Annotated in this window: 14 protein-coding genes; 11 read left to right on the top strand and 3 right to left on the bottom strand. The window is 65.2% G+C overall.

Translation table 11 applies throughout. The features are described from left to right. Positions 1 to 55 precede the first annotated feature (55 nt). Complete coding sequence (locus AC1DS3_RS12290) at positions 56 to 1,561, bottom strand: aminotransferase-like domain-containing protein (protein ID WP_477127257.1); 1,506 nt, start codon at positions 1,559 to 1,561, stop codon at positions 56 to 58. A 355-nt stretch (positions 1,562 to 1,916) separates the two neighbouring features. Here AC1DS3_RS12290 and aptA point away from each other — a divergent pair, with 355 nt between their 5' ends. The 3 genes from aptA (at position 1,917) to AC1DS3_RS12305 (ending at position 7,445) form a co-directional block, all read left to right on the top strand. Next, positions 1,917 to 3,248 (top strand): omega-aminotransferase AptA, encoded by a 1,332-nt coding sequence (gene aptA, locus AC1DS3_RS12295; protein ID WP_477127245.1) that lies wholly within the window; start codon positions 1,917 to 1,919, stop codon positions 3,246 to 3,248. Positions 3,249 to 3,303: 55 nt separating this feature from the next. After that, positions 3,304 to 4,821, top strand: a complete 1,518-nt coding sequence (locus tag AC1DS3_RS12300; RefSeq protein ID WP_477127246.1) for a CoA-acylating methylmalonate-semialdehyde dehydrogenase — start codon at positions 3,304 to 3,306, stop codon at positions 4,819 to 4,821. A 1,229-nt stretch (positions 4,822 to 6,050) separates the two neighbouring features. Next, positions 6,051 to 7,445, top strand: coding sequence for an amino acid permease (locus tag AC1DS3_RS12305; protein WP_477127247.1), 1,395 nt, complete (start codon positions 6,051 to 6,053; stop codon positions 7,443 to 7,445). Between the two features lie 12 nt (positions 7,446 to 7,457). On the opposite strand, the gene AC1DS3_RS12310 is transcribed toward AC1DS3_RS12305, so the two are convergent. After that, the gene (locus AC1DS3_RS12310; protein WP_441632197.1) at positions 7,458 to 8,864 is read right to left on the bottom strand and encodes an aminotransferase-like domain-containing protein; all 1,407 of its coding nucleotides are present in this window, start codon (positions 8,862 to 8,864) and stop codon (positions 7,458 to 7,460) included. Positions 8,865 to 9,047: 183 nt separating this feature from the next. Here AC1DS3_RS12310 and AC1DS3_RS12315 point away from each other — a divergent pair, with 183 nt between their 5' ends. The 5 genes from AC1DS3_RS12315 to AC1DS3_RS12335 all read left to right on the top strand — a co-directional run bounded on the left by AC1DS3_RS12315 (position 9,048) and on the right by AC1DS3_RS12335 (position 16,484). Beyond that, positions 9,048 to 9,386, top strand: a complete 339-nt coding sequence (locus AC1DS3_RS12315) for a DUF2917 domain-containing protein (protein ID WP_441632199.1) — start codon at positions 9,048 to 9,050, stop codon at positions 9,384 to 9,386. Between the two features lie 372 nt (positions 9,387 to 9,758). Next, a complete protein-coding gene (gene icmF, locus AC1DS3_RS12320; protein ID WP_477127248.1) occupies positions 9,759 to 13,055 on the top strand; it encodes a fused isobutyryl-CoA mutase/GTPase IcmF in 3,297 nt (1,098 codons plus the stop codon). 123 nt (positions 13,056 to 13,178) lie between these two features. Next, complete coding sequence (locus tag AC1DS3_RS12325) at positions 13,179 to 13,601, top strand: HIT family protein (protein WP_441632202.1); 423 nt, start codon at positions 13,179 to 13,181, stop codon at positions 13,599 to 13,601. A 72-nt stretch (positions 13,602 to 13,673) separates the two neighbouring features. Then, the gene (locus tag AC1DS3_RS12330) at positions 13,674 to 14,528 is read left to right on the top strand and encodes a 3-hydroxybutyryl-CoA dehydrogenase (RefSeq protein WP_477127249.1); all 855 of its coding nucleotides are present in this window, start codon (positions 13,674 to 13,676) and stop codon (positions 14,526 to 14,528) included. Positions 14,529 to 14,939: 411 nt separating this feature from the next. Continuing rightward, on the top strand, positions 14,940 to 16,484 hold the full coding sequence (locus AC1DS3_RS12335; protein WP_477127250.1) for a methyl-accepting chemotaxis protein: 1,545 nt from the start codon (positions 14,940 to 14,942) through the stop codon (positions 16,482 to 16,484). A gap of 58 nt (positions 16,485 to 16,542) precedes the next feature. Here AC1DS3_RS12335 and AC1DS3_RS12340 read toward each other — a convergent pair whose 3' ends face one another. Further along, positions 16,543 to 17,211, bottom strand: coding sequence for a Crp/Fnr family transcriptional regulator (locus AC1DS3_RS12340; RefSeq protein ID WP_441632207.1), 669 nt, complete (start codon positions 17,209 to 17,211; stop codon positions 16,543 to 16,545). Positions 17,212 to 17,449: 238 nt separating this feature from the next. On the opposite strand from AC1DS3_RS12340, the gene AC1DS3_RS12345 reads away from it, so the two are divergent. The 3 genes from AC1DS3_RS12345 to AC1DS3_RS12355 are packed head-to-tail and all read left to right on the top strand — an operon-like array spanning position 17,450 to position 21,279. Next, positions 17,450 to 19,420, top strand: a complete 1,971-nt coding sequence (locus tag AC1DS3_RS12345) for an AMP-dependent synthetase/ligase (protein ID WP_441632209.1) — start codon at positions 17,450 to 17,452, stop codon at positions 19,418 to 19,420. 14 nt (positions 19,421 to 19,434) lie between these two features. Further along, positions 19,435 to 20,340, top strand: coding sequence for an ABC transporter ATP-binding protein (locus tag AC1DS3_RS12350; protein WP_477127251.1), 906 nt, complete (start codon positions 19,435 to 19,437; stop codon positions 20,338 to 20,340). Between the two features lie 24 nt (positions 20,341 to 20,364). Further along, entirely contained in the window at positions 20,365 to 21,279 is a 915-nt protein-coding gene (locus AC1DS3_RS12355; protein WP_477127252.1) for a branched-chain amino acid ABC transporter permease, read from the top strand. Positions 21,280 to 21,302: the final 23 nt, after the last annotated feature.

Raw genomic sequence — 21,302 nt, forward strand, 5'->3', positions numbered from 1 at the left:
GCGTTATCGCTTCTGATCCTGCAAATGTGGCTGGCTTGGCCTGAGGCCACGACGCTCAGGCCAGCCTGACCATGCCTGCGCGCKGGGCGCGCGTGCCGCGGGAGACGGATTCTGTTTCCGCGCCTTGCGCCTGCCGGCTGCGCAGCGCGTCAAAAAATCGCCACAGCGCGGGTTCATCGCTGGTTGCCACGTTGAACCGTATCCACGGCGAGTCGCCTTCTTCCGGTTCAAAGTAGGACCCCGGCGCCAGCCAGATGCCGTGCTCCAGCGCCAGCGTCGCCAGGCGGTTGCCCGACAGCGCGGCCTGGTCGCCGCCGTCTTCCGGCCGCATCCTTGCCCAGGCGAACATCCCACCTTCCGGGCGCAGCATCACCTCCAGCCCGTGGGCTTCCATCTTCTCCGTGATCCGGTCCTGCTGGGCGCGTAGCCGTTCGGCCAGCGCCGCCACATGGCGGCCATAGTGGCCGCTGGTCAGCACCGAGTACACCAGCCGCTCGGTCACTTCCGATGACGTCAGCCCCACGGCCATCTTGGTGCGGGCGAGTGCCTTGGCCAGCTCCGGGCTGGCCGCGAGGTAGCCGACCCGCAGCGATGGCGTGATGGTCTTGGAAAACCCGTTGACGTAGATCACGTGCGAGAGCCCGTCCATGGCCGCCAGCATGGGTGAGCCGGGCGGCGCCAGCTCGCGGTAGATATCGTCCTCCACCACCAGCAGCCGGTACTGCTCGGCCAGTTGCAGCACGCGGTGCGCGTTCATGCTGGTGAGCGTGCCGCCGGTGGGGTTCTGCAGCACCGTATTGACGAACAGCGCGCGCGGCGCATGGGTGCGGATGGCATGGTCGAGCGCGTCGGTGTCGAGCCCGCTGGCGGTGCGGCGCACGCCAACCACCTGCAAGCCCGCAAGGCGCAGGATCTGCAGCAGATTGCAGTAGCAGGGGTCCTCCACCAGCACGGTGTCGCCCGGGCGCAACAGCGTGCGGACCACCAGGTCCAGCGCTTGCGTGGCGCCCTGGGTCAGCACCACTTGCTGGGCCTGCACCGGCATGCCGTACTGGCTGAGCCCGGCGGCGATATGCTCGCGCAGCGCGGCGAAGCCGTAAGGGTGGCCGTAGCCCGAGACCTGCGCGGCGGGCACCCGCGCCGCGGCGCGCATGGCCTGGTGCAGCCCTTCCTCGTTGAGCCAGTCGCCCGGCAACCAGCCCGCACCCGCCTTGATCGGCACCGAATGATCGGCGAACACATCCGACAGCAGCCACGCGGCGTTGAGCCCCGGCGCCTCCCAGCGTGCCGCCGGCGCCTGGCCGGCGGGGGCGTGGCGGTGTGCCACCGTGTAGCCCGAGCCCACCCGCGCGCTCAGGTAACCCAGCGCGGTCAGGCGGCCGTAGGCCTCGGCCACGGTGAAGGTGCTGACCCCATGCTGCTGGGCAAAGCGCCGCACCGACGGCAGCGCGACGCCGGCGCGCAGCACGCGCCGGTCCACCAGGCTGGCGATGCCCGCCACGATCTGCTCAGTGAGGGTGTCGCCGCTGCGCCGGCTGCGGACAAGTTCGAGGTTAAGCATGCGTGACATGTAAGGATGGACCTGTACAGTTTAATGGCCGTACCGGTTCGGTGGGAAGCCGCATGGCGGCGCCGGGCTTTGCGGCGCTGCAACGTGAATCCGGCTGCCAGCGGGACTTTAGCCGCCATGGTGAGCGGGGTGGCTGGATCCGCGGGTGCGGCCGCCTGGTTCTGGTATCTCTTGATCTGTACAGTTGCCTCACTCTTAACTGTACGGTAAGGCGAGGTTCTGTCGACCGTATATTCTTTAAGCCGGACAGGGCCGCTACAGTGGCCGCATTCACCAGAATCACCTGACAACCCGGGCGGCGCCAGCCGCCGCCCAAGCCAATGCCAATTGCTCCTGAGGAGGATGTATGGATGCCGCCAAGACTGTGATCCCCGATCTCGATGCCCTGTGGATGCCGTTTACCGCCAACCGCCAGTACAAGGCGGCTCCGCGCMTGCTCGACTCCGCCAGCGGCATGTACTACACCTCGCATGACGGCCGCCAGATCCTCGACGGTTGCGCCGGCCTGTGRTGCGTCGCTGCCGGCCATTGCCGCCAGGAGATCGCGGACGCGGTCGCCCGCCAGGTGCAGACCCTGGACTACGCGCCACCGTTCCAGATGAGCCACCCGCTCACCTTCGAGGCCGCCACCAAGGTGGCCGCCATCATGCCGGCCGGGCTGGACCGCATCTTCTTCACCAACTCGGGCTCGGAATCGGTCGACACCGCGCTGAAGATCGCGCTGGCGTATCACCGCGCCCGTGGCGAAGGCCAGCGCACCCGCGTGATCGGACGTGAGCGCGGCTATCACGGCGTTGGTTTCGGCGGCATGGCGGTGGGCGGCATCGGCCCCAACCGCAAGGCCTTCTCGGCCAACCTGATGCCCGGCACGGACCACCTGCCGGCCACGCTGAATATTGCCGAGGCGGCTTACTCCAAGGGCCAGCCAACCTGGGGGGCGCACCTGGCCGATGACCTGGAACGCATCCTGGCGCTGCACGACCCGTCCAACGTGGCCGCCGTCATCGTCGAGCCGCTGGCCGGCTCGGCCGGCGTGCTGGTGCCGCCGGTGGGCTACCTGGAAAAGCTGCGCGAGATCACCAGCAAGCACGGCATCCTGCTGATCTTCGACGAGGTCATCACCGCCTTCGGCCGCCTGGGCGCGGCCACCGCCGCCGAGCGCTTCAAGGTCACGCCGGACCTGATCACCATGGCCAAGGCCATCAACAACGCCGCCGTGCCGATGGGCGCGGTAGCGGTGCGGCGCGAAGTGCACGACACCGTGGTCAATGCCGCGGCGCCGGGCGCCATCGAGTTCCTGCACGGCTACACCTATTCCGGCCACCCGCTGGCCATGGCCGCGGCCATCGCCACGCTGGATATCTACAAGAACGAGAACCTGTTCGGCCGTGCCGCCGAGCTGGCGCCGAAGTTCGAAGCAGCGGTGCATGGCGTGCGCGGCGCGCCCCATGTGAAGGACATCCGCAACCTCGGCATGGTCGCCGGCATCGAGCTGGAGCCGCGTCCCGGCCAGCCCGGCGCGCGTGGCTACGAGGCCTTCCTGAAATGCCTGGAGCGCGGCGTGCTGGTGCGCTTCACCGGCGATATCCTCGCTTTCTCGCCGCCGCTGATCATCACCGAGGCGCAGATCGAAGAGATGTTCGACACCGTGAAGAAGGTGCTGCAAGAACTGCAGTGATTACCGCGATTGCAGCGAATGCCGTGGCCGCGGAGACAAGACAAGGAACACTGACGTGAACATCGCAGAGAACCGGCAGATCGCCGACATTGCGCACTACATTGGCGGGACCGTGCGCGCCGCCTCGTCGGACCGGTTTGCCGACGTCTTCAACCCGGCCACGGGCGCCGTGGCCGGGCGCGTGGCGCTCGGCTCGGCGCAGGACGTGGATGCCGCCGTGGCTGCGGCCCACGCCGCGTTCCCGGCCTGGTCCGAGACCGCGCCGCTCAAGCGCGCGCGCATCCTGTTCAAGTTCAAGGAGCTGCTCGACCGCCACCATGACGACCTTGCCGCGCTGATCACGCGCGAGCACGGCAAGGTGTTCTCCGATGCCAAGGGCGAAGTCACCCGCGGCGTGGAGATTGTCGAGTTTGCCTGCGGCATTCCCAACCTGCTCAAGACCGACTTCACCGACAACATCGGCGGCGGCATCGACAACTGGAACCTGCGCCAGCCGCTGGGCGTGGTGGCCKGCATCACGCCGTTCAACTTCCCGGTGATGGTGCCGATGTGGATGTTCCCGGTGGCGCTGGCCTGCGGCAATACCTTCGTGCTCAAGCCGTCCGAGCGCGATCCTTCGCCCTCGCTGCTGATCGCAGATCTGCTCAAGCAGGCCGGCCTGCCGGATGGCGTGTTCAATGTGGTGCAAGGCGGCAAGGAAGCTGTCGATGCGCTACTGGCGCACAAGGACGTGCAGGCGYTGTCCTTCGTCGGCTCCACGCCGATCGCCGAGTACATCTACACCGAAGGCACCAAGCGCGGCAAGCGCGTGCAGGCCCTGGGCGGCGCCAAGAACCACCTGGTGGTGATGCCCGACGCCGACCTCGACCAGGCCGTGGACGCGCTGATCGGCGCTGCCTATGGCTCGGCCGGCGAGCGCTGCATGGCCATCTCGGTAGCCGTGGCGGTGGGCGATGTCGCCGACAAGCTGGTGCCGCGCCTGGCCGAACGCGCGCGCGCGCTGAAGATCCGCAACGGCATGGAAGACGATGCCGAGATGGGCCCGCTGGTGACCGCCGCGCACAAGGCCAAGGTAGAGGGCTATATCGCCAAGGGCGTGGAAGAGGGCGCCAAGYTGGTGACCGACGGCCGCGGCCACAAGGTCGAGGGTCACGAAGACGGTTTTTACGTGGGCGGCACGCTGTTCGACAACGTCACGCCGGACATGAGCATCTACAAGGAAGAGATCTTCGGCCCGGTGCTGTCGGTGGTGCGCGTGCATGACCTGGCCGAAGCGGTKGACCTGATCAACGGCCACGAGTACGGCAACGGCGTGTCCTGCTACACCAGCGACGGCGGCGTGGCACGTGCGTTCTCGCGCCAGATCCAGGTAGGCATGGTGGGCATCAACGTGCCGATCCCGGTGCCGATGGCATGGCACTCGTTCGGCGGGTGGAAGCGCTCGCTGTTTGGCGATCATCATGCTTATGGGGAGGAAGGTATTCGGTTCTACACGCGGTACAAGAGCATCATGCAGCGCTGGCCTGACAGCATTGGGAAGGGGGCKGAGTTTACGATGCCGGTGGCTAAGTGAGGGTATTGGGGGCGGATTGATGATGGGGTGTTTGGGTTGTTGCTAGTTTCTTTGGGCGGTGTTGGTTTTTGTACCCAAGGGCCATACGACGTTGCCCTGCGGGGTTGGTCGCTGTCTCTTTGAGCGGCGTTGGTTTTTGAACCCAAGAGCCATACGACATCCCCCTGCGGGGGCTGCCGGTCACTTTTCTTTGACCGGCAAAGAAAACTAACGAAAAGAAAGCCGCCCTGCCGGGAGCAGAGCAATAAGGCTGTTTGGGCGTCTGTGGTTGCGTCGTACGGCCCGGAGTGTTGGCTAGCGGATTCTACCGGCCCAAAGGACATCGCTACGGCATGACCCATTGGTTACGTGGTGCGGCCCCTGACCTCGTATGCGGTGACCGTTCCCACATCTGCCGTTCGCGGGGCGAAGTGCTGCGCCGTTTCGGGTGTGGCTGGTTTCGTGGTTTTGTCTCGGAGGACGAGCGCCGTGAGGTGCGAGCGCGGCCCCCGCGAACGGGCCACGGTGCCCACCACGAAACCAGGGGGCGATAGCAAGGTGCCGCCCGCGCCGGTGCGGCAGGGCATCAAATACCCCGGTGCTAGCCGCCAGAGACAAAACCACGAAACCACTAAAGCAGGCAGGATCGTGGTGCTACGCACCGCGAACGGCAGATGCCCGAACGCTCACCGAGCAAAGCGATGAGGGGCACCACCACGTGACCATCGGGTCATGAAATTACGATGCCCTTCGGGCCGGTAAGGCACGCCAGCCAACACTCCGGGCCATACGACGCAACCACCGAGGCAAAAACAGCCTGATTGCTCTGCTCCCGGCAGGGCGGCTTTCTTTTCGTTAGTTTTCTTTGCCGGTCAAAGAAAAGTGACCGGCAGCCCCCGCAGGGGGRTGTCGTAGGGCACTTGGGTGCAAACGCCATCGCCGATCAAAAAAACAGCGACCAACCCCGCAGGACGATGTCGTATGGCACTTGGGTGCAAAAACCATCGCCGATCAAAAAAACAGCGACCAACCCTGCAGGACGATGTCGTATGGCACTTGGGTGCAAACGCCATCGCCGATCAAAAAAACAGCGACCAACCCCGCAGGACGATGTCGTATGGCACTTGGGTGCAAAAACCATCGCCGCCCAAAGAAACACGGACCATCCCGAAAGTGACGAATCCGCCCACCCCATCACGCTAAAATACGCCGCTTTTCAAAGCCGCCCAGCGCGCCAGGAGTACCCGCCGATGAGTCTGTTCCGCACCAAGAACATCGAGGCCATGCTGGCCGCCGCCCGCGATGATGGCCTGAAAAAGGTGCTCGGTCCCGTCGACCTGATCCTGATGGGCATCGGCGCCATCATCGGCACCGGCATCTTCGTGCTGACGGGCACCGGCGCGCTCACGGYGGGCCCGGCGCTGACTGTCTCCTTCGTGATCGCGGCACTGGCCTGCGGGTTTGCCGCGCTCTGCTACGCCGAGTTCGCGTCCGCGATCCCCGTCTCCGGCTCCATCTACACCTACAGCTACGCCACGCTCGGCGAGATCGTGGCGTGGATGATCGGCTGGGACCTGCTGCTTGAGTACGGCCTTGCGACCTCGGCCGTGTCGGTGGGCTGGTCGGGCTATTTCCAGTCGCTGATAGCGGGCTTCGGCATTCACCTGCCGGTCATGCTCACCGCCGCACCCGGTGCCGTGCCGGGTGTGCAGACGCTGTTCAACCTGCCGGCTGCCGCGATCATGCTGCTGATCACCTGGGTCGTGTCCTACGGCGTGCGCGAGTCGGCGCGCCTGAACAACGTGATGGTGGCCATCAAGATTGCGGTGGTGCTGCTCTTCATCGGGGTGGGCGTGTGGCACGTCAAGCCGGCCAACTGGCATCCGTTCGCGCCGTTTGGGCTGGAAGGCGTCTTCAATGCGGCCGCGCTGGTGTTCTTCGCCTTTATCGGCTTCGACGCAGTGACTTCGGCCGCAGAGGAAGTGCGCAACCCGCGCCGCGACTTGCCGATCGGCATCATTGGCTCGCTGGCGGTCTGCACCGTGCTGTACGTGACGGTGGCGGCCATCATGACCGGCATCGTGCCCTTCGCCAAGTTCGCGGGCATCGATCATCCGGTATCGCTGGCGCTGCAGTACGCGGGCGAGAACTGGGTGGCGGGATTCGTGGATCTTGGCGCCATCCTGGGCATGACCACGGTGATCCTGGTGATGACCTTCGGCCAGACCCGCATCATCTTTGCCATGTCGCGCGACGGGCTGCTGCCGGAGCGGCTGTCGAAGGTGCATCCGGTGCATGCCACGCCGTTCTTCGCCACGTGGACGKTGGGCATCGTGTTTGCCTTCATCGCGGCTTTCGTGYCGCTCAATGTGCTGGCGGAGCTGATCAATATCGGCACGCTGTCCGCCTTCACGCTGATCTCGGTGGCGGTGCTGGTGCTGCGCAAGACACGGCCGGACCTGCCACGCGCCTTCCGCTGCCCGGGCGTGCCGGTGGTGCCACTGCTGTCGGTGGGCTTTTGCCTGTTCCTGATGGCCCACCTGCAGCCGCTGACCTGGGTGGCCTTCCTGGCGTGGCTGGCGATTGGCCTGGCGATCTACTTCCTCTACGCGCGCCGCAACGCGGTGCTGCACGGCGGCGCCTGACGCCGCCTGCGGTTACCCTTCGCGCGCGCCGGCTTCTTGCAGGAAGGCCAGCGCGCGTGGCTCCTCGACAAAGGCGGAGTTGATGCGGATCCAGGCCGAGCCCTCGCCGCCCGGCCGGAAGTAATTGCCAGGCGCCAGCGTCACCCCATGCCGCTCGGCCAGGGTCACCAGCTCGCGCGAATCCTCGATCCCGCGCGTACGAGCCCACAGGAAATTGCCGCCCGCTGGCTCGCAATACACTTCCCAGCCGGCGTCGCCCAGGTGCTGCACCGCGCGCGCGGTGGCCTGGCGCACCCGCAGCCGCAGCCGCTCCATGTATTTGCGGTAGGCGCCGCGCTCCAGCAGCGCCGCCGTCACGCTCTCCGCGAAATGCGAGCCCGCTACGCTGGTTAGCACCTTCACATCCACCAGGTCCTTCACCAGCGCCTTGTCGGCCACAAGGTAGCCCACGCGCAGCGAGGCCGACACCGTCTTGGAAAAACCGCCGATGTAGATCACGTGCTCGAGCTGGTCCAGCGTGGCCAGCCGGTCCGTGTAGTTGGTCTGGAAGTCCGAGAAGATATCGTCCTCGACAAAACGGAAGCCGTGCCGGCGCGCCAGCTCCAGCAGGCGGAACGCCACCGGCGGCGAGAGGGTCGAGCCGGTCGGGTTCTGCAGCACGCTGTTGGTGAAGAACAGCTTAGGCTTGTGCTCGCGCAGCAGCGCTTCGGCGGCGTCCGGGTCGGGCCCGTTGCGGGTTTGCGGCACCCCCACCAGCCGCACCCCGTGCAGGCGCAGCAGGCCGAACAGGTTGTAGTAGCCAGGATCCTCCACGAACACCGTATCGCCCGGCTTGAGCAGGCGCCGCACCACCAGGTCCAGCGCCTGGCTGGCGCCCGTGGTGATCAGCACCTGCGGCAGCTCCGCTGCGATGCCGAGCTGCCGCACGCGGGTCAGCACATGCTGGCGCAGCTCCGGGCTGCCCATCGGCGTGGCGTAGTGGATCACGCTGTTGATGTCGTTGCGCGAGACTTGGCGGATGGCCTGGGTCAGCCCCTCCACGTCGCGCCAGCTCTCGGGCACGAAGCCGCCCGCCAGCTTGAGCGTGGCGCTGGGATGGTTGAACTGCTCCAGGATATGGTCCGACAAATCCTCCGCCAGACGCGGGTCCGACCAGCCATTGGCGCCGCGCGCCAGCAGCGGGCTGTCCGCGACGAAGAAGCCCGACCCGTGGCGGGAATCGAGCAGGCCCTGCGAAACCAGCCGGTCATAGGCCTCGATCACCGGAAAACGGCTGATGCCATGCTCCGCCGCGAGCTGCCGGATCGACGGCAGGCGCGCGCCGGGGCGCACCTCGCGCGCGCTGATCCAGGCCTTGACCTCGTTGACGATCTGGTCGGTCAGGGGCACGCCGGTGGCGGGAACGAGGGTCAGCTTCATCGGCAGGGTGCAGGGGGAAGTGTCAGGAAAAACTACTGAACAGTTCATGTCAAACTGTTCGCAACTGTTCATGGGATTGTAGTTTGCGCTGTGAATAATGGAAGGCATGCGGCAGAAGTGCCGGCACTGGCCGGGCCGGCGGGCACGAGAGACATGGCCGCAATGCAGAACAGGAGTGATGAAATGCGCGAACTAAGGATCTTCGAATTCGATGAACTGGGCCAGCCGGTGAGCTGGCGCGCCCGCGAAGGCCAGCGCGTGAAGGCGGTCGAAGGCCGCCTTTGGCTCACGGTGGAAGGCCACCACGCGGATATCTGGCTGCTGCCGGGAGCCGTCTTTGCGCTGCCTGCCGGCGCCCGGGTATGGTTGTCCGGCGAAAGCGAGGGCGCGCGCTTCACGCTGGCCGAGACGCCGGCCCCGTCGTCGTGGCGCTGGCTGGGCGGGCTGGCGAGTGCGCTGAAGCGCCGCTTTGGCGAGCGCCGTGGCTCAGGTGCCGGCCAGTGCCCGGAACCGGGCCTCTGAGAGGATCCCGGCCGGACCGCGCGCAGCGCGTGTCCGGTCATCCCGCTCCCATCCGTATTGGTAGAAGCCTGGCCAAGTGTCTGGTCATGCGCTCGCCAGAATGCCGTTTGCCGGCATCGAACTCCCCCGATGCCTCGCTCCCTCCCTCCACATCGTCGCGCCAACTATGCGAGGATGTTCATGTGGCTGGCCGCGCCGCGCCGAGCGGCAATCGGYGCCGCCGTGGATTGATTGCCGTTAACGTAAACGTCATATAATCAAGCCGTTGCGCCGGCACTAGCCAGACCGCTCGCGTGTTAGATCCGAGCCGCCTCCAGAGCGGCAGCCATGGACGTCATGCGGCCAGCCAGAACACCGAACGTGGTGGAGACAATGACCGATCTTTCCGATGTGCAGAAGGGCGCTCAACCCGGCGCTCCCCATCAGGCGCAGGGACCGAAAGGGCCCGTCAACAAGGTGCGCTTCGTCACCGCAGCCTCGCTGTTCGACGGCCACGACGCTTCCATCAACATCATGCGGCGCATCTTGCAGTCCTCGGGCTGCGAGGTGATCCATCTCGGGCATAACCGCTCAGTGGACGAGGTGGTCAGCGCGGCCTTGCAGGAAGACGTGCAGGGCATCGCCATCTCTAGTTACCAGGGCGGCCACGTCGAGTATTTCAAGTACATGGTGGACCTGCTGCGCCAGCGCGGCGGCGAGCACATCCAGTTGTTCGGCGGCGGCGGCGGCGTGATCGTGGCGGACGAGATCCGCGAGTTGCAAGCCTACGGCGTGGCGCGGATCTTCAGCCCGGAAGACGGCCAGCGCCTGGGCCTGGCCGGCATGATCGCCGACATGGTGCAGCGCTGCGATATCGACCTGGCGCGCTATGCCCCCACCACGCTCGATGCGATGAAGGGCGGCGACCGCCGCGCGCTCGCGCAGCTGATCACGGCACTGGAAAACGGCAAGGCGGATCCCGCGCTGGCCGACGCGCTGCGCGCCGAGGCTGCCAAGGTGAAGACGCCCGTGCTCGGCATCACCGGCACTGGCGGCGCGGGCAAATCCTCGCTGACCGATGAGCTGATCCGCCGCATCCGGCTGGACCAGCGCGATGCGCTGTCCATTGCGGTGATCTCGATCGACCCGTCGCGCCGCAAGTCCGGCGGCGCGCTGCTGGGCGACCGCATCCGCATGAACGCGATCAACCACCCGCACATCTTCATGCGCTCGCTGGCCACGCGCGAGGCCGGCTCGGAGATCTCGCGGGCGCTGCCCGATGTGCTGGCGGCCTGCAAGGTGGCCGGCTTCGACCTGATCATCGTCGAGACCTCGGGCATCGGGCAGGGAGACGCCGCCATCGTTGCGCACGTGGACCTGTCGCTCTACGTGATGACGCCCGAGTTCGGCGCCGCCAGCCAGCTCGAGAAGATCGACATGCTGGACTTCGCGGATTTTGTCGCCATCAACAAGTTCGACCGCAAGGGCGCGCAGGACGCGTGGCGCGATGTGGCCAAGCAGGTGCAGCGTAACCGCGAGCAGTGGCATGCCAGGCCCGAGGAGATGCCGGTGTACGGCACCCAGGCGTCGCGCTTCAACGACGACGGCATAACCATGCTCTACCAGGGCCTGCGCGAAGCGCTGTGCGCGCGCGGCATGCGTGCGCCGGCCGGTGTGCTGCCGCAGTTGAGCGGGCGCGTCTCCACCGGCCAGAACGTGATCGTCCCGCCGGCGCGCAACCGCTACCTGGCCGAGATCGCCGACACGGTGCGCGCTTATCATCGCCGCGTGGATGCGCAAAGCCGGCTGGCGCRCGAGCGCCAGCAACTGCGCGAGGCGCGCCGCATGCTGCTGGCGGCCTCCGGGCAAGAAGACCAGGGCGAAGCGCTGCAGGCGCTCGCCGCCGAACGCGACGCCGCGCTCGGCGCGCAGGAGCGCAAGCTGCTGGCGATGTGGCCGGAGATGCGCAAGGCCTACAGCGGCGACGAATACGTGGTGAAGATCCGCGACAAGGAAATCCGCACCACGCTCACCACCACTACCATGTCCGGCACCACGGTGCGCAAGGTGGTGCTGCCACGCTTCGAGGACGATGGCGAAGTGCTCAAGTGGCTGCTGCGCGAGAACGTGCCTGGCAGCTTCCCCTACACCGCAGGCGTGTTCGCCTTCAAGCGCGAGAACGAAGACCCCACCCGCATGTTTGCCGGCGAGGGCGATGCCTTTCGCACCAACCGCCGCTTCAAGCTGGTCTCCGAGGGCATGGACGCCAAGCGCCTGTCCACCGCCTTCGATTCGGTCACGCTGTACGGCGAGGACCCGCACACACGCCCGGACATCTACGGCAAGGTCGGCAACTCGGGCGTGTCGATCGCCACGCTCGACGACATGAAGGTGCTGTACGACGGCTTCGATCTCACCAGTCCGTCGACCTCGGTGTCGATGACCATCAACGGGCCCGCGCCCACCATCCTGGCGATGTTCATGAACACCGCCATCGACCAGCAGCTCGACAAGTTCCGCGCCGATAACAGCCGCGAGCCCACCGCCGACGAGGAAGCCAAGATCCGCGCGTGGGTGCTGCAGAACGTGCGCGGCACGGTGCAGGCCGATATCCTCAAGGAAGACCAGGGCCAGAATACCTGCATCTTCTCGACCGAGTTCTCGCTCAAGGTGATGGGCGATATCCAGGCGTACTTCGTCCATCACCAGGTGCGCAATTTCTACTCGGTGTCGATCTCCGGCTATCACATCGCGGAGGCCGGGGCGAACCCGATCTCGCAGCTGGCGTTTACGTTGTCCAACGGCTTCACCTATGTGGAGGCGTACCTGGCGCGCGGCATGCATATCGATGACTTCGCGCCTAACCTGTCGTTCTTCTTCTCCAACGGCATGGACCCGGAATACAGCGTGCTGGGCCGCGTGGCGCGCCGCATCTGGGCGGTGACGCTGCGCGACAAGTACGGCGCCAACGAACGCAGCCAGAAGCTCAAGTACCACATCCAGACTTCCGGCCGCTCGCTGCACGCGCAGGAGATCGACTTCAACGATATCCGCACCACGCTGCAGGCGTTGATCGCCATCTACGACAACTGCAATTCGCTGCACACCAACGCGTACGACGAAGCCATCACCACGCCCACCGGCGAATCGGTGCGCCGCGCGCTGGCGATCCAGCTCATCATCAACCGCGAGTGGGGCGTGGCCAAATGCGAGAACCCCAACCAGGGCAGCTTCCTGATCGATGAGCTGACCGACCTGGTGGAAGAAGCGGTGATGCAGGAGTTCGAGCGCATCGCCGAGCGCGGCGGAGTGCTTGGCGCGATGGAGACGGGCTACCAGCGAGGCAAGATCCAGGACGAATCGCTGTACTACGAGCAGCGCAAGCATGACGGCACGCTGCCCATCATCGGCGTCAATACGTTCCGCAATCCCGATGGCGACGCGACGCCGCGATCGCTCGAACTGGCGCGTTCCAGCGAAGAGGAGAAGCAGGGGCAGCTTGCGCGGCTGGCGGACTTTCACGCCCGTCACGCGGATGCGGCGCCGGCCATGCTGCAGCGGCTGCGCCAGGCCGTGATCGACAACGACAACGTGTTTGCGGTGCTGATGGACGCGGTGCGCGTGTGCTCGCTCGGGCAGGTCACGCATGCATTGTTTGAGGTGGGAGGCCAGTACCGCCGCAATATGTGATCCGTGAGCCAGGGGCTGTCTCGTGCGAGGCCCCTGCGTTAAACTTGACGTTTGCGCCAGCCGCGTCGCCTTGCGGACAGCGAGCGCCAGCGAAGATCAAGACCAAGACCAATCAGGAGTACCGTGTACGATCCCAACAATATCTTCGCCCGCATCCTGCGTGGCGAATTGCCTTGCAACAAGGTGTATGAAGACGCCGACACCATCGCCTTCATGGACATCATGCCGCAGTCGGACGGCCACGTACTGGTGGTGACCAAGGAACCCGCCGCCGAGCTGTTCGACCTTTCCGACGCTGGTGCCGAAGCCGCCATCCGCACCACCAAGCGCGTCGCCCGCGCGGTGCGCGCCGCCTTCTCGCCGGACGGTATCTCGATCGGCCAGTTCAACGGCGCCGCCGCGGGCCAGACCGTGCCGCACGTGCATTTCCACATCGTGCCGCGCTACGCCGAGCGCACCCTGCGCGGCCACGGCAGCGACATGCAGGATCCGGAAATCCTCAGCCAGCACGCCGAGCGCATCATCGCCGCGCTGGGCGAAGCCTGAGCAGATACCTCGGTGCGCCGTGACCGCAGCGCGCCACGCCAGAATCAAGCAACCAGCAACAAGGAAGACAAGATGGGAATCAGGACAGTTGGCATCGTAGGCGCCGGTACCATGGGCAACGGCATCGCGCAAGCGTGCGCGGTGGTGGGCCTGGACGTAGTGATGGTGGACATCAGCGACGCAGCGGTGAACAAGGGCATCGCCACCGTGGGCAGCAGCCTGGATCGCCTGATCAAGAAAGACAAGATCAGCGAAGCCGACAAGGACGCCGCACTCGCGCGCATCAAGGGCTCCACGTCTTATGACGCGCTCAAGGCCGCCGACATCGTGATCGAAGCCGCCACCGAGAACTTCGACCTCAAGGTCAAGATCCTCAAGCAGATCGATAGCATCGTCGGCGACAACGTGATCGTCGCGTCCAACACCTCGTCGATCTCGATCACCAAGCTGGCCGCCGTCACCAGCCGCCCGGGCAACTTCATCGGCATGCACTTCTTCAACCCGGTGCCGATGATGGCCCTGGTGGAGCTGATCCGCGGCCTKCAGACCAGCGATGCCACGCACGCGCTGGTGGAAGAACTGTCGAAGAACCTCGGCAAGTACCCCATCACCGTGAAGAACAATCCGGGCTTTGTGGTCAACCGGATTCTCTGCCCGATGATCAATGAGGCGTTCTGCGTACTGGGCGAAGGCCTGGCGTCGCCGGAAGAAATTGACGAAGGCATGAAGCTGGGTTGCAACCACCCGATCGGCCCGCTGGCGCTGGCTGACATGATCGGCCTGGATACGATGCTGGCGGTGATGGAGGTGCTGTACACCRAATTTGCCGACCCGAAATACCGCCCGGCCATGCTGATGCGCGAAATGGTGGCGGCGGGCTATCTCGGCCGCAAGACGGGCCGCGGTGTGTACGTCTACAGCAAGTAATATTGACGCAGTCAAAGAGGCAAAGTCCTCCTCTCCCGCGGGGAGGGGGATGCTAGAAGAGCTGGCTACGGAGCGATCCGCCGCCAGCTTTTTTTTCGCTCGCGGCACGCTCGTTTTGGCTCCCGGGTATTTGCTGTTTTCTCACCCAATAAATAAGAATCGATATCATTAATTATTTTTTGGAACGATCGTATTAAAAAATATTGTCAAGCCTGTGAGGATAAAAAATCGGTGGCGGCTGAGAGAAATCAGTTTTGATTCCAGTAAAACCGGTTGAATGGCTTCATTGATCCCTAATCGCTAAAGCTTTGTAAGGATATTCCCGTAAACGCGGATATGCACTACGCGCCGCCGCAGTCGTGGCACTGCCTGTGCGTCGCGCGTGCTTTGGAAAACCGATGGGGAATCTTTATGMGCAACAACCAACCCGTCTCGCAGCGCGAATACGAACTGCCTGAGAATGCGACGCTGATGTCGACCACCGACACCGAAAGCCGCATTGCCTATGCCAACGCGGCCTTCGTCGATGTCAGTGGTTTCACACGCGAGGAAATCCAGGGCCAGCCCCACAATATCGTGCGGCACCCGGATATGCCGGCCGAGGCGTTCGCCGATATGTGGGCCACGCTCAAGAGCGGCGAGCCCTGGACGGCGCTGGTGAAGAACCGGCGCAAGGACGGCGACCATTACTGGGTACGCGCCAACGCCATGCCGCTTGTGCGCAACGGCAAGCCGGTGGGATACATGTCGGTGCGCACCAAGCCCTCGCGCGAGGAAATTGACGCCGCCGGGCGGCTTTACCAGGACTTCCGCGAGGGTAGTGCCGGCCAGCGGCGTTTTCACAAGGGCCTGATCATTCAGGGCGGCTGGAAGCGGTGGGCGTCGGCCTTCAAGACCATGCCGGTGCGCTGGCGCATCCGCGGCGCACTGGCGACCTTGCTGCCGGCCTCGGTCATTGGCGCGGCTACGCTTGGCATGGGCGGGATGCCGCTGGCCGGCCTGGGCGGCATCGTCGCCGCCATGCTGATGCTGGTCTCCGGCTGGCTGGAGGCGCAGATCTCGCGGCCGCTGGAGCGGGTCATGGAACAGGCCCTGCGCGTGGCGTCCGGCGAAAGCCAGCAGGTCGAGCATATGGACCGCGTGGACGAGATCGGCATGACGCTGCGCACGATCAGCCAGCTTGGCCTGATGTTCCGCTGGCTGATCGATGACGTGAGCGAGCAGGTGCTGAACGTGCAAGGCGCAAGCAGCGAGATCGCGCAGGGCAATAGCGACCTGAGCTTGCGTACCGAGCAGGCGGCATCCAACGTACAGGATACGGCGTCGTCGATGACGCAGATGACGGCCACGGTCAGGAGCAATGCCGAAACTGCGGCCCAGGCAAACGCGTTGTCCGGCTCCGCCAGCAGCGAGGCCGCCAAGGGTGGCGAGGCAATGTCGCAGGTGGTGGCKACCATGGAGGAAATCAGCAGCAGCTCGAAGCGGATCGCCGACATCATCAGCGTGATCGACGGCATCGCGTTCCAGACCAATATCCTCGCGCTGAATGCCGCGGTGGAAGCCGCGCGGGCCGGGGAACAGGGCAGGGGCTTCGCGGTGGTGGCCGGTGAGGTGCGGGGGCTCGCGCAGCGCAGCGCCAGCGCGGCCAAGGAGATCAAGGCGCTGATCGGCGCCAGCGTGGACAAGGTCGATTCGGGGGCCCAGCTGGTCAATGACGCCGGCCAGACCATGGACAACATCGTGGCCCAGGTCAGGCGCGTCTCCGACCTGATTGCCGAGATCAGCCTGGCTACGTCCGAGCAGAGCGCGGGCATCAGCCAGGTTGGCGATGCCATCGGCGACCTCGACCGCATCACCCAGCAGAACGCGGCGCTGGTGGAGCAGAGCGCGGCCGCCGCACAGAGCCTGAAACAGCAGGCCAACCGGCTGGTGGAAGCGGTCGGCGTATTCCGTTGACTGCGCGCCACGCCGCATCGGGCCAAGCCGCAAGGTGGCCGCGAGGGGCCTGGCGGCCCTACTCGCCGTACTGCCGCAGCCCCTCCAGGTCCAGTACCTCGATCACGCCGTAGTCGACCTTCACCAGTCCCTGCTGCTCCAGCACCTTTAGCGCCTGGTTGGCCCGCTGCCGCGATATGCCCGCCAGCAGTCCGATTTCTTCCTGCGAGATCTCCAGCGTGGTCCCCAGGCCAGGGTACAGGTGCTCATTGAACAGCGACGACACCGCGCGCGCCACCCGCGAATCGATATCGAGCAGCCGTTCGTATTCCACGGCGGCAATGAACTGCCCCAGCCGCTCATTGAACTGCGTCAGCAGGAACCGGGTGAATGGCAAGCTGGTATCCAGCAACCACTGAAAAGTCTCGCGCGGCAGGAACGCAATGCGCGAGCGCCGCAGCGCCATCACATCGTATTTGCGGATTTCGCCCTTGAGCACGGCACCTTCGCCAAACCAGCCCCCCGTAGGCACACCGGTGAATGTGACCGACTTACCGGACGGCGATACGGTAGTGATCTTGACGATCCCTTCCAGCACGCCCATCCAGTGCTCCGCCATATCGCCTTTATGGCAGACATAGTCGCCCTGGCTATACTCGCGCACGCACATGGCGCGGCGGACAGTGTCGCGTTGTTCTTCGCTGAGCTCGGCTGCCCACACGCAGCGGTCGACGAAATCGTTGAGCATGACCTGGAGAACCTCCCCCGTAGGGATTAACCCGGAATTGTCATCGGCGTGACAACCGGGGGAAATGGCATGGACTATCTTACGATCACCACGAACCGCAAATGCGCGCCAGGACAGGCGCGGCGGGCTTGTTGCGTTGCGGCAGAAGCGCCGCCGGGCAAAACAGGCCAAGTATAACCAGCGGCAGCAGGCTTGGCACCGGTGGCGGACCCCCGCGCCGGAGGGACAGGAGACATCCATGCAGGAACCGTCGGCGACGACCTTCCCGCGCTTGTTGCTTGCGCATGCGCAGCAGCGGCCGGGAAGCCCGGCTTACCGTGAGAAGGATCTCGGGATCTGGCAAACCTTTAGCTGGGCGCAGACCGCGCAGGAGGTGCGCGCGCTCGCGTGCGGCCTGGCTGCGCTGGGCTTTTCCCGCGGCATGAACCTGGCGGTGATCGGCGACAACCGTCCGCGCCTGTACTGGGCCATGAGTGCAGCGCAGGCCATGGGCGGCGTGCCGGTGCCGCTTTACCAGGATGCCATTGCCGGCGAGATGATCTATGTGCTGAACGATGCCGAGATCGACTTCGCCATCGTGGAGGACCAGGAGCAGGTGGACAAGCTGCTGGAGGTGGAGGAGCAGCTTGCCGCGCAGGGCCGCAAGGTGCGCCATATCATCTATGAAGACCCGCGCGGGCTGCGCGACTACGATCATCCGGCGTTGATGCCTTACCAGCGCCTGCAGGAAATCGGCCGCGAGTTCGATCGCGCCAATCCCGGATACTTCGATGCGGCCGTTGCCGCGGGCGAGCCCGAGGATACCGCCATCATCCTCTACACCTCCGGCACCACCGGCAAGCCCAAGGGTGTGTGCCACTCGCATCGCGGCCTGATCGGCGCGGCGCGCAACGGCTGCGCGTTCGATGGCCTGACCGCGAAGGACGACGTGCTGTCCTACCTGCCGATGGCATGGGTGGGCGACAACCTGTTCTCGTATGCGCAGGCCATGGTGGCGGGCTTCACCGTGAACTGCCCGGAATCACGCGAGACGGTGATGACCGACCTGCGCGAGATCGGTCCCACCTATTACTTCGCGCCACCGCGCATCTATGAAAACCTGCTCACGCAGGTGATGATCCGCATGGAAGATGCGGGCTGGATCAAGCGCAAGCTCTTTCACTGGGCCATGGGCGTGGCGCGCCGCTGCGGCACCGACATCCTCGACGGCAATCCGGTGCCGCTGGCCGACCGCTTGCGCTACGTGGCCGGCGAGGCGCTGATCTTCGGGCCGCTGCGCAATGTGCTCGGCATGAGCCGCATCCGCGTGGGCTACACGGCGGGCGAAGCGATTGGCCCGGACCTGTTCCGCTTCTATCGCTCGATCGGCGTCAACCTCAAGCAGTTCTACGGCCAGACCGAAACTTGCGCCTATGTCTGCCTGCAGCCGGATGGCAAGGTCAAGTTCGATTCGGTAGGGCCCGCCGCGCCGGGCATGGAGATCCGCATTGCCGAGAACGGCGAAGTGCTGGTGCGCGGCGTGGGCTTGTTGAAGGCCTACTACAAGCGCGACGATGCCACCCGCGAGGCGCTCAACGACCAAGGCTATTTCATGACCGGCGACGCCGGCGTGATCGACGCCGATGGCCACCTCAAGATCATCGATCGCGCGAAGGACGTGGGCAAGCTGTCCGACGGCGCCATGTTCGCGCCCAAGTACATCGAGAACAAGCTCAAGTTCTTTCCCTATATCAAGGAAGCGGTGGCGTTCGGCACCGGCCGCGACAGCGTCTGCGCGTTCATCAACATCGATTTCGAAGCCGTGGGCAACTGGGCCGAGCGGCGCCACCTGGCCTACGCGGGCTACATCGACCTGGCGGCGCAGCCAGAGGTGATCGCCATGATCGGCGAGTGCGTCGAGCAGGTGAATGCCGACCTCGCCGCCGATGCCATGCTGGCTGGCTCGCAGGTCTCGCGCTTCCTGATCCTGCACAAGGAACTCGATCCGGACGACGATGAGCTCACCCGCACGCGCAAGGTGCGGCGTGGCTATATCGCCGAGAAATACGCGTCGCTGATCGAAGCGCTGTACGCCGGCAAGCCGGAGCAGTTCATCGAGACGCGCGTGAAGTTCGAGGACGGGCGTGAAGGCAGCGTCTCGGCCACGTTGAAGCTGGTCGATGTAAAGCGCTTCTCGCCGGCCACCGCCGGTGCGAAGCGCGCGGCATGAGCGGGGGCAGGGGGATGACGCAAATGGCATGGCAAGGCGTGGAGCGCGGCGGCGATGGCCAGCCGGTGTGGAGCGGCGCGTCCGCGGGTGCGGGGGCAACAGCGCAAGCGCTCGGCGGGGTTCAGATGGAGCATGCGCAGGTGCGGCAGGCCGGCGACGTGATACTCGACCTGCAGAATATCTCGTTGGCTTTCGGCGGCGTGAAGGCGCTGACCGATATCTMGTTTGACGTGCGCGAGCATGAGATCCGCGCCATCATCGGCCCCAACGGCGCGGGCAAGAGCTCGATGCTCAATGTGATCAACGGGGTCTACCACCCGCAGCAAGGCCGCATCGTGTTTCGTGGCGAGGAGCGGCGCAAGATGCATCCCACCGCCGCGGCGCGCCAGGGCATCGCACGCACCTTCCAGAATATCGCGCTGTTCAAGGGCATGACGGTGCTCGACAACATCATGACCGGGCGCAACACCAGGTTCCGCAGCGGCCTGCTGGCCAATGCGCTGTGGTGGGGCCCGGCGCGCAACGAGGAAATGCAGCACCGGCGCAAGGTCGAGGAGGTGATCGATTTCCTCGAGATCCAGGCGATCCGCAAGACGCCGGTGGGGCGCCTGCCCTACGGCTTGCAAAAGCGCGTGGAGCTGGCGCGCGCGCTGGCGGCCGAGCCTTCGATGCTGCTGCTCGACGAACCGATGGCCGGCATGAACGTGGAAGAGAAGCAGGACATGTGCCGCTTCATCCTGGACGTGAACCATCAGTTCGGCACCACCATCGTGCTGATCGAGCACGACATGGGCGTGGTGATGGACATCTCCGACCGTGTGGTGGTGCTGGACTACGGCAAGAAGATCGGCGACGGTACGCCCGAAGCGGTGAAGGCCAACCCGGATGTGATTCGCGCCTACCTGGGCGCTGGTCACTGATGCAGTTGCAAGACAAGGACAACCATGACGTTCTTCTTTGAAATCCTGATCGGCGGCTTATTGTCGGGGTTGATGTACTCGCTGGTGGCACTGGGGTTCGTGCTGATCTACAAGGCGTCGGGCGTGTTCAACTTCGCGCAGGGCGCGATGGTGTACTTTGCCGCGCTGGCGGTGGTGGGGCTGATGGACAAGGGACTGCCGATGTGGGCGGCCGTGATCGGCGCGTTTGGCGTGATGGTGGTGGTCGGCATCAGCACCGAACGGCTGGTGCTGCGCAAGCTGGTGAACCAGCCACCCATCACGCTGTTCATGGCCACCATCGGGCTGTCCTTCTTCCTCGAAGGGCTGGGGCCGCTGTTGTTCGGCAATGAAGTGCGCCCGATCAACCTCGGMATCGTCGACGAGCCCATCGAAGCCATCCTGACGCGCTTCAATATCGTGGTATCCAAGTTCGACCTGGCGGCGGCGGGCATCGCCGGCATCCTGGTGGGCACGCTGGCGCTGTTCTTCCAGTACACCAAGGTGGGCCGCGCATTGCGCGCGGTGGCGGACGATCACCAGGCCGCGCTGTCGCTGGGGATTCCGCTGCAGCATATCTGGGCCATTGTCTGGGGCGTGGCGGGCTTCGTGGCGCTGGTGGCGGGCATGCTGTGGGGCTCGCGCAATGGCGTGCAGTTCGCGCTGACACTGACTGCGTTGAAGGCGCTGCCGGTGCTGATCCTGGGCGGCTTTACCTCGGTGCCCGGCGCCATCGTCGGCGGGCTGATCATCGGGGCCTCGGAGAAGCTGGCCGAGATCTATATCCCGCCTGTGTTCCAGTCCGCGTTTGGCGGCAACTTCGGTGGTATCGAAGGCTGGTTCCCCTATGTGTTTGCGCTGTTGTTCMTGCTGGTGCGGCCAGAGGGGCTGTTCGGCGAGAAACACATCGATCGTGTCTGAGCGGCCCGCGCCACAGGAGAGAA

This window comes from Cupriavidus sp. 01L46, assembly GCF_056399905.1.

Bases quoted from the DNA above. Each gene is read 5' to 3' on its own strand.
- AC1DS3_RS12310 (WP_441632197.1), bottom strand. From the start codon at position 8,864: ATGAAGCTGACCCTCGTTCCCGCCACCGGCGTGCCCCTGACCGACCAG.
- AC1DS3_RS12315 (WP_441632199.1), top strand. From the start codon at position 9,048: ATGCGCGAACTAAGGATCTTCGAATTCGATGAACTGGGCCAGCCGGTG.
- AC1DS3_RS12345 (WP_441632209.1), top strand. From the start codon at position 17,450: ATGCAGGAACCGTCGGCGACGACCTTCCCGCGCTTGTTGCTTGCGCAT.
- AC1DS3_RS12340 (WP_441632207.1), bottom strand. From the start codon at position 17,211: ATGCTCAACGATTTCGTCGACCGCTGCGTGTGGGCAGCCGAGCTCAGC.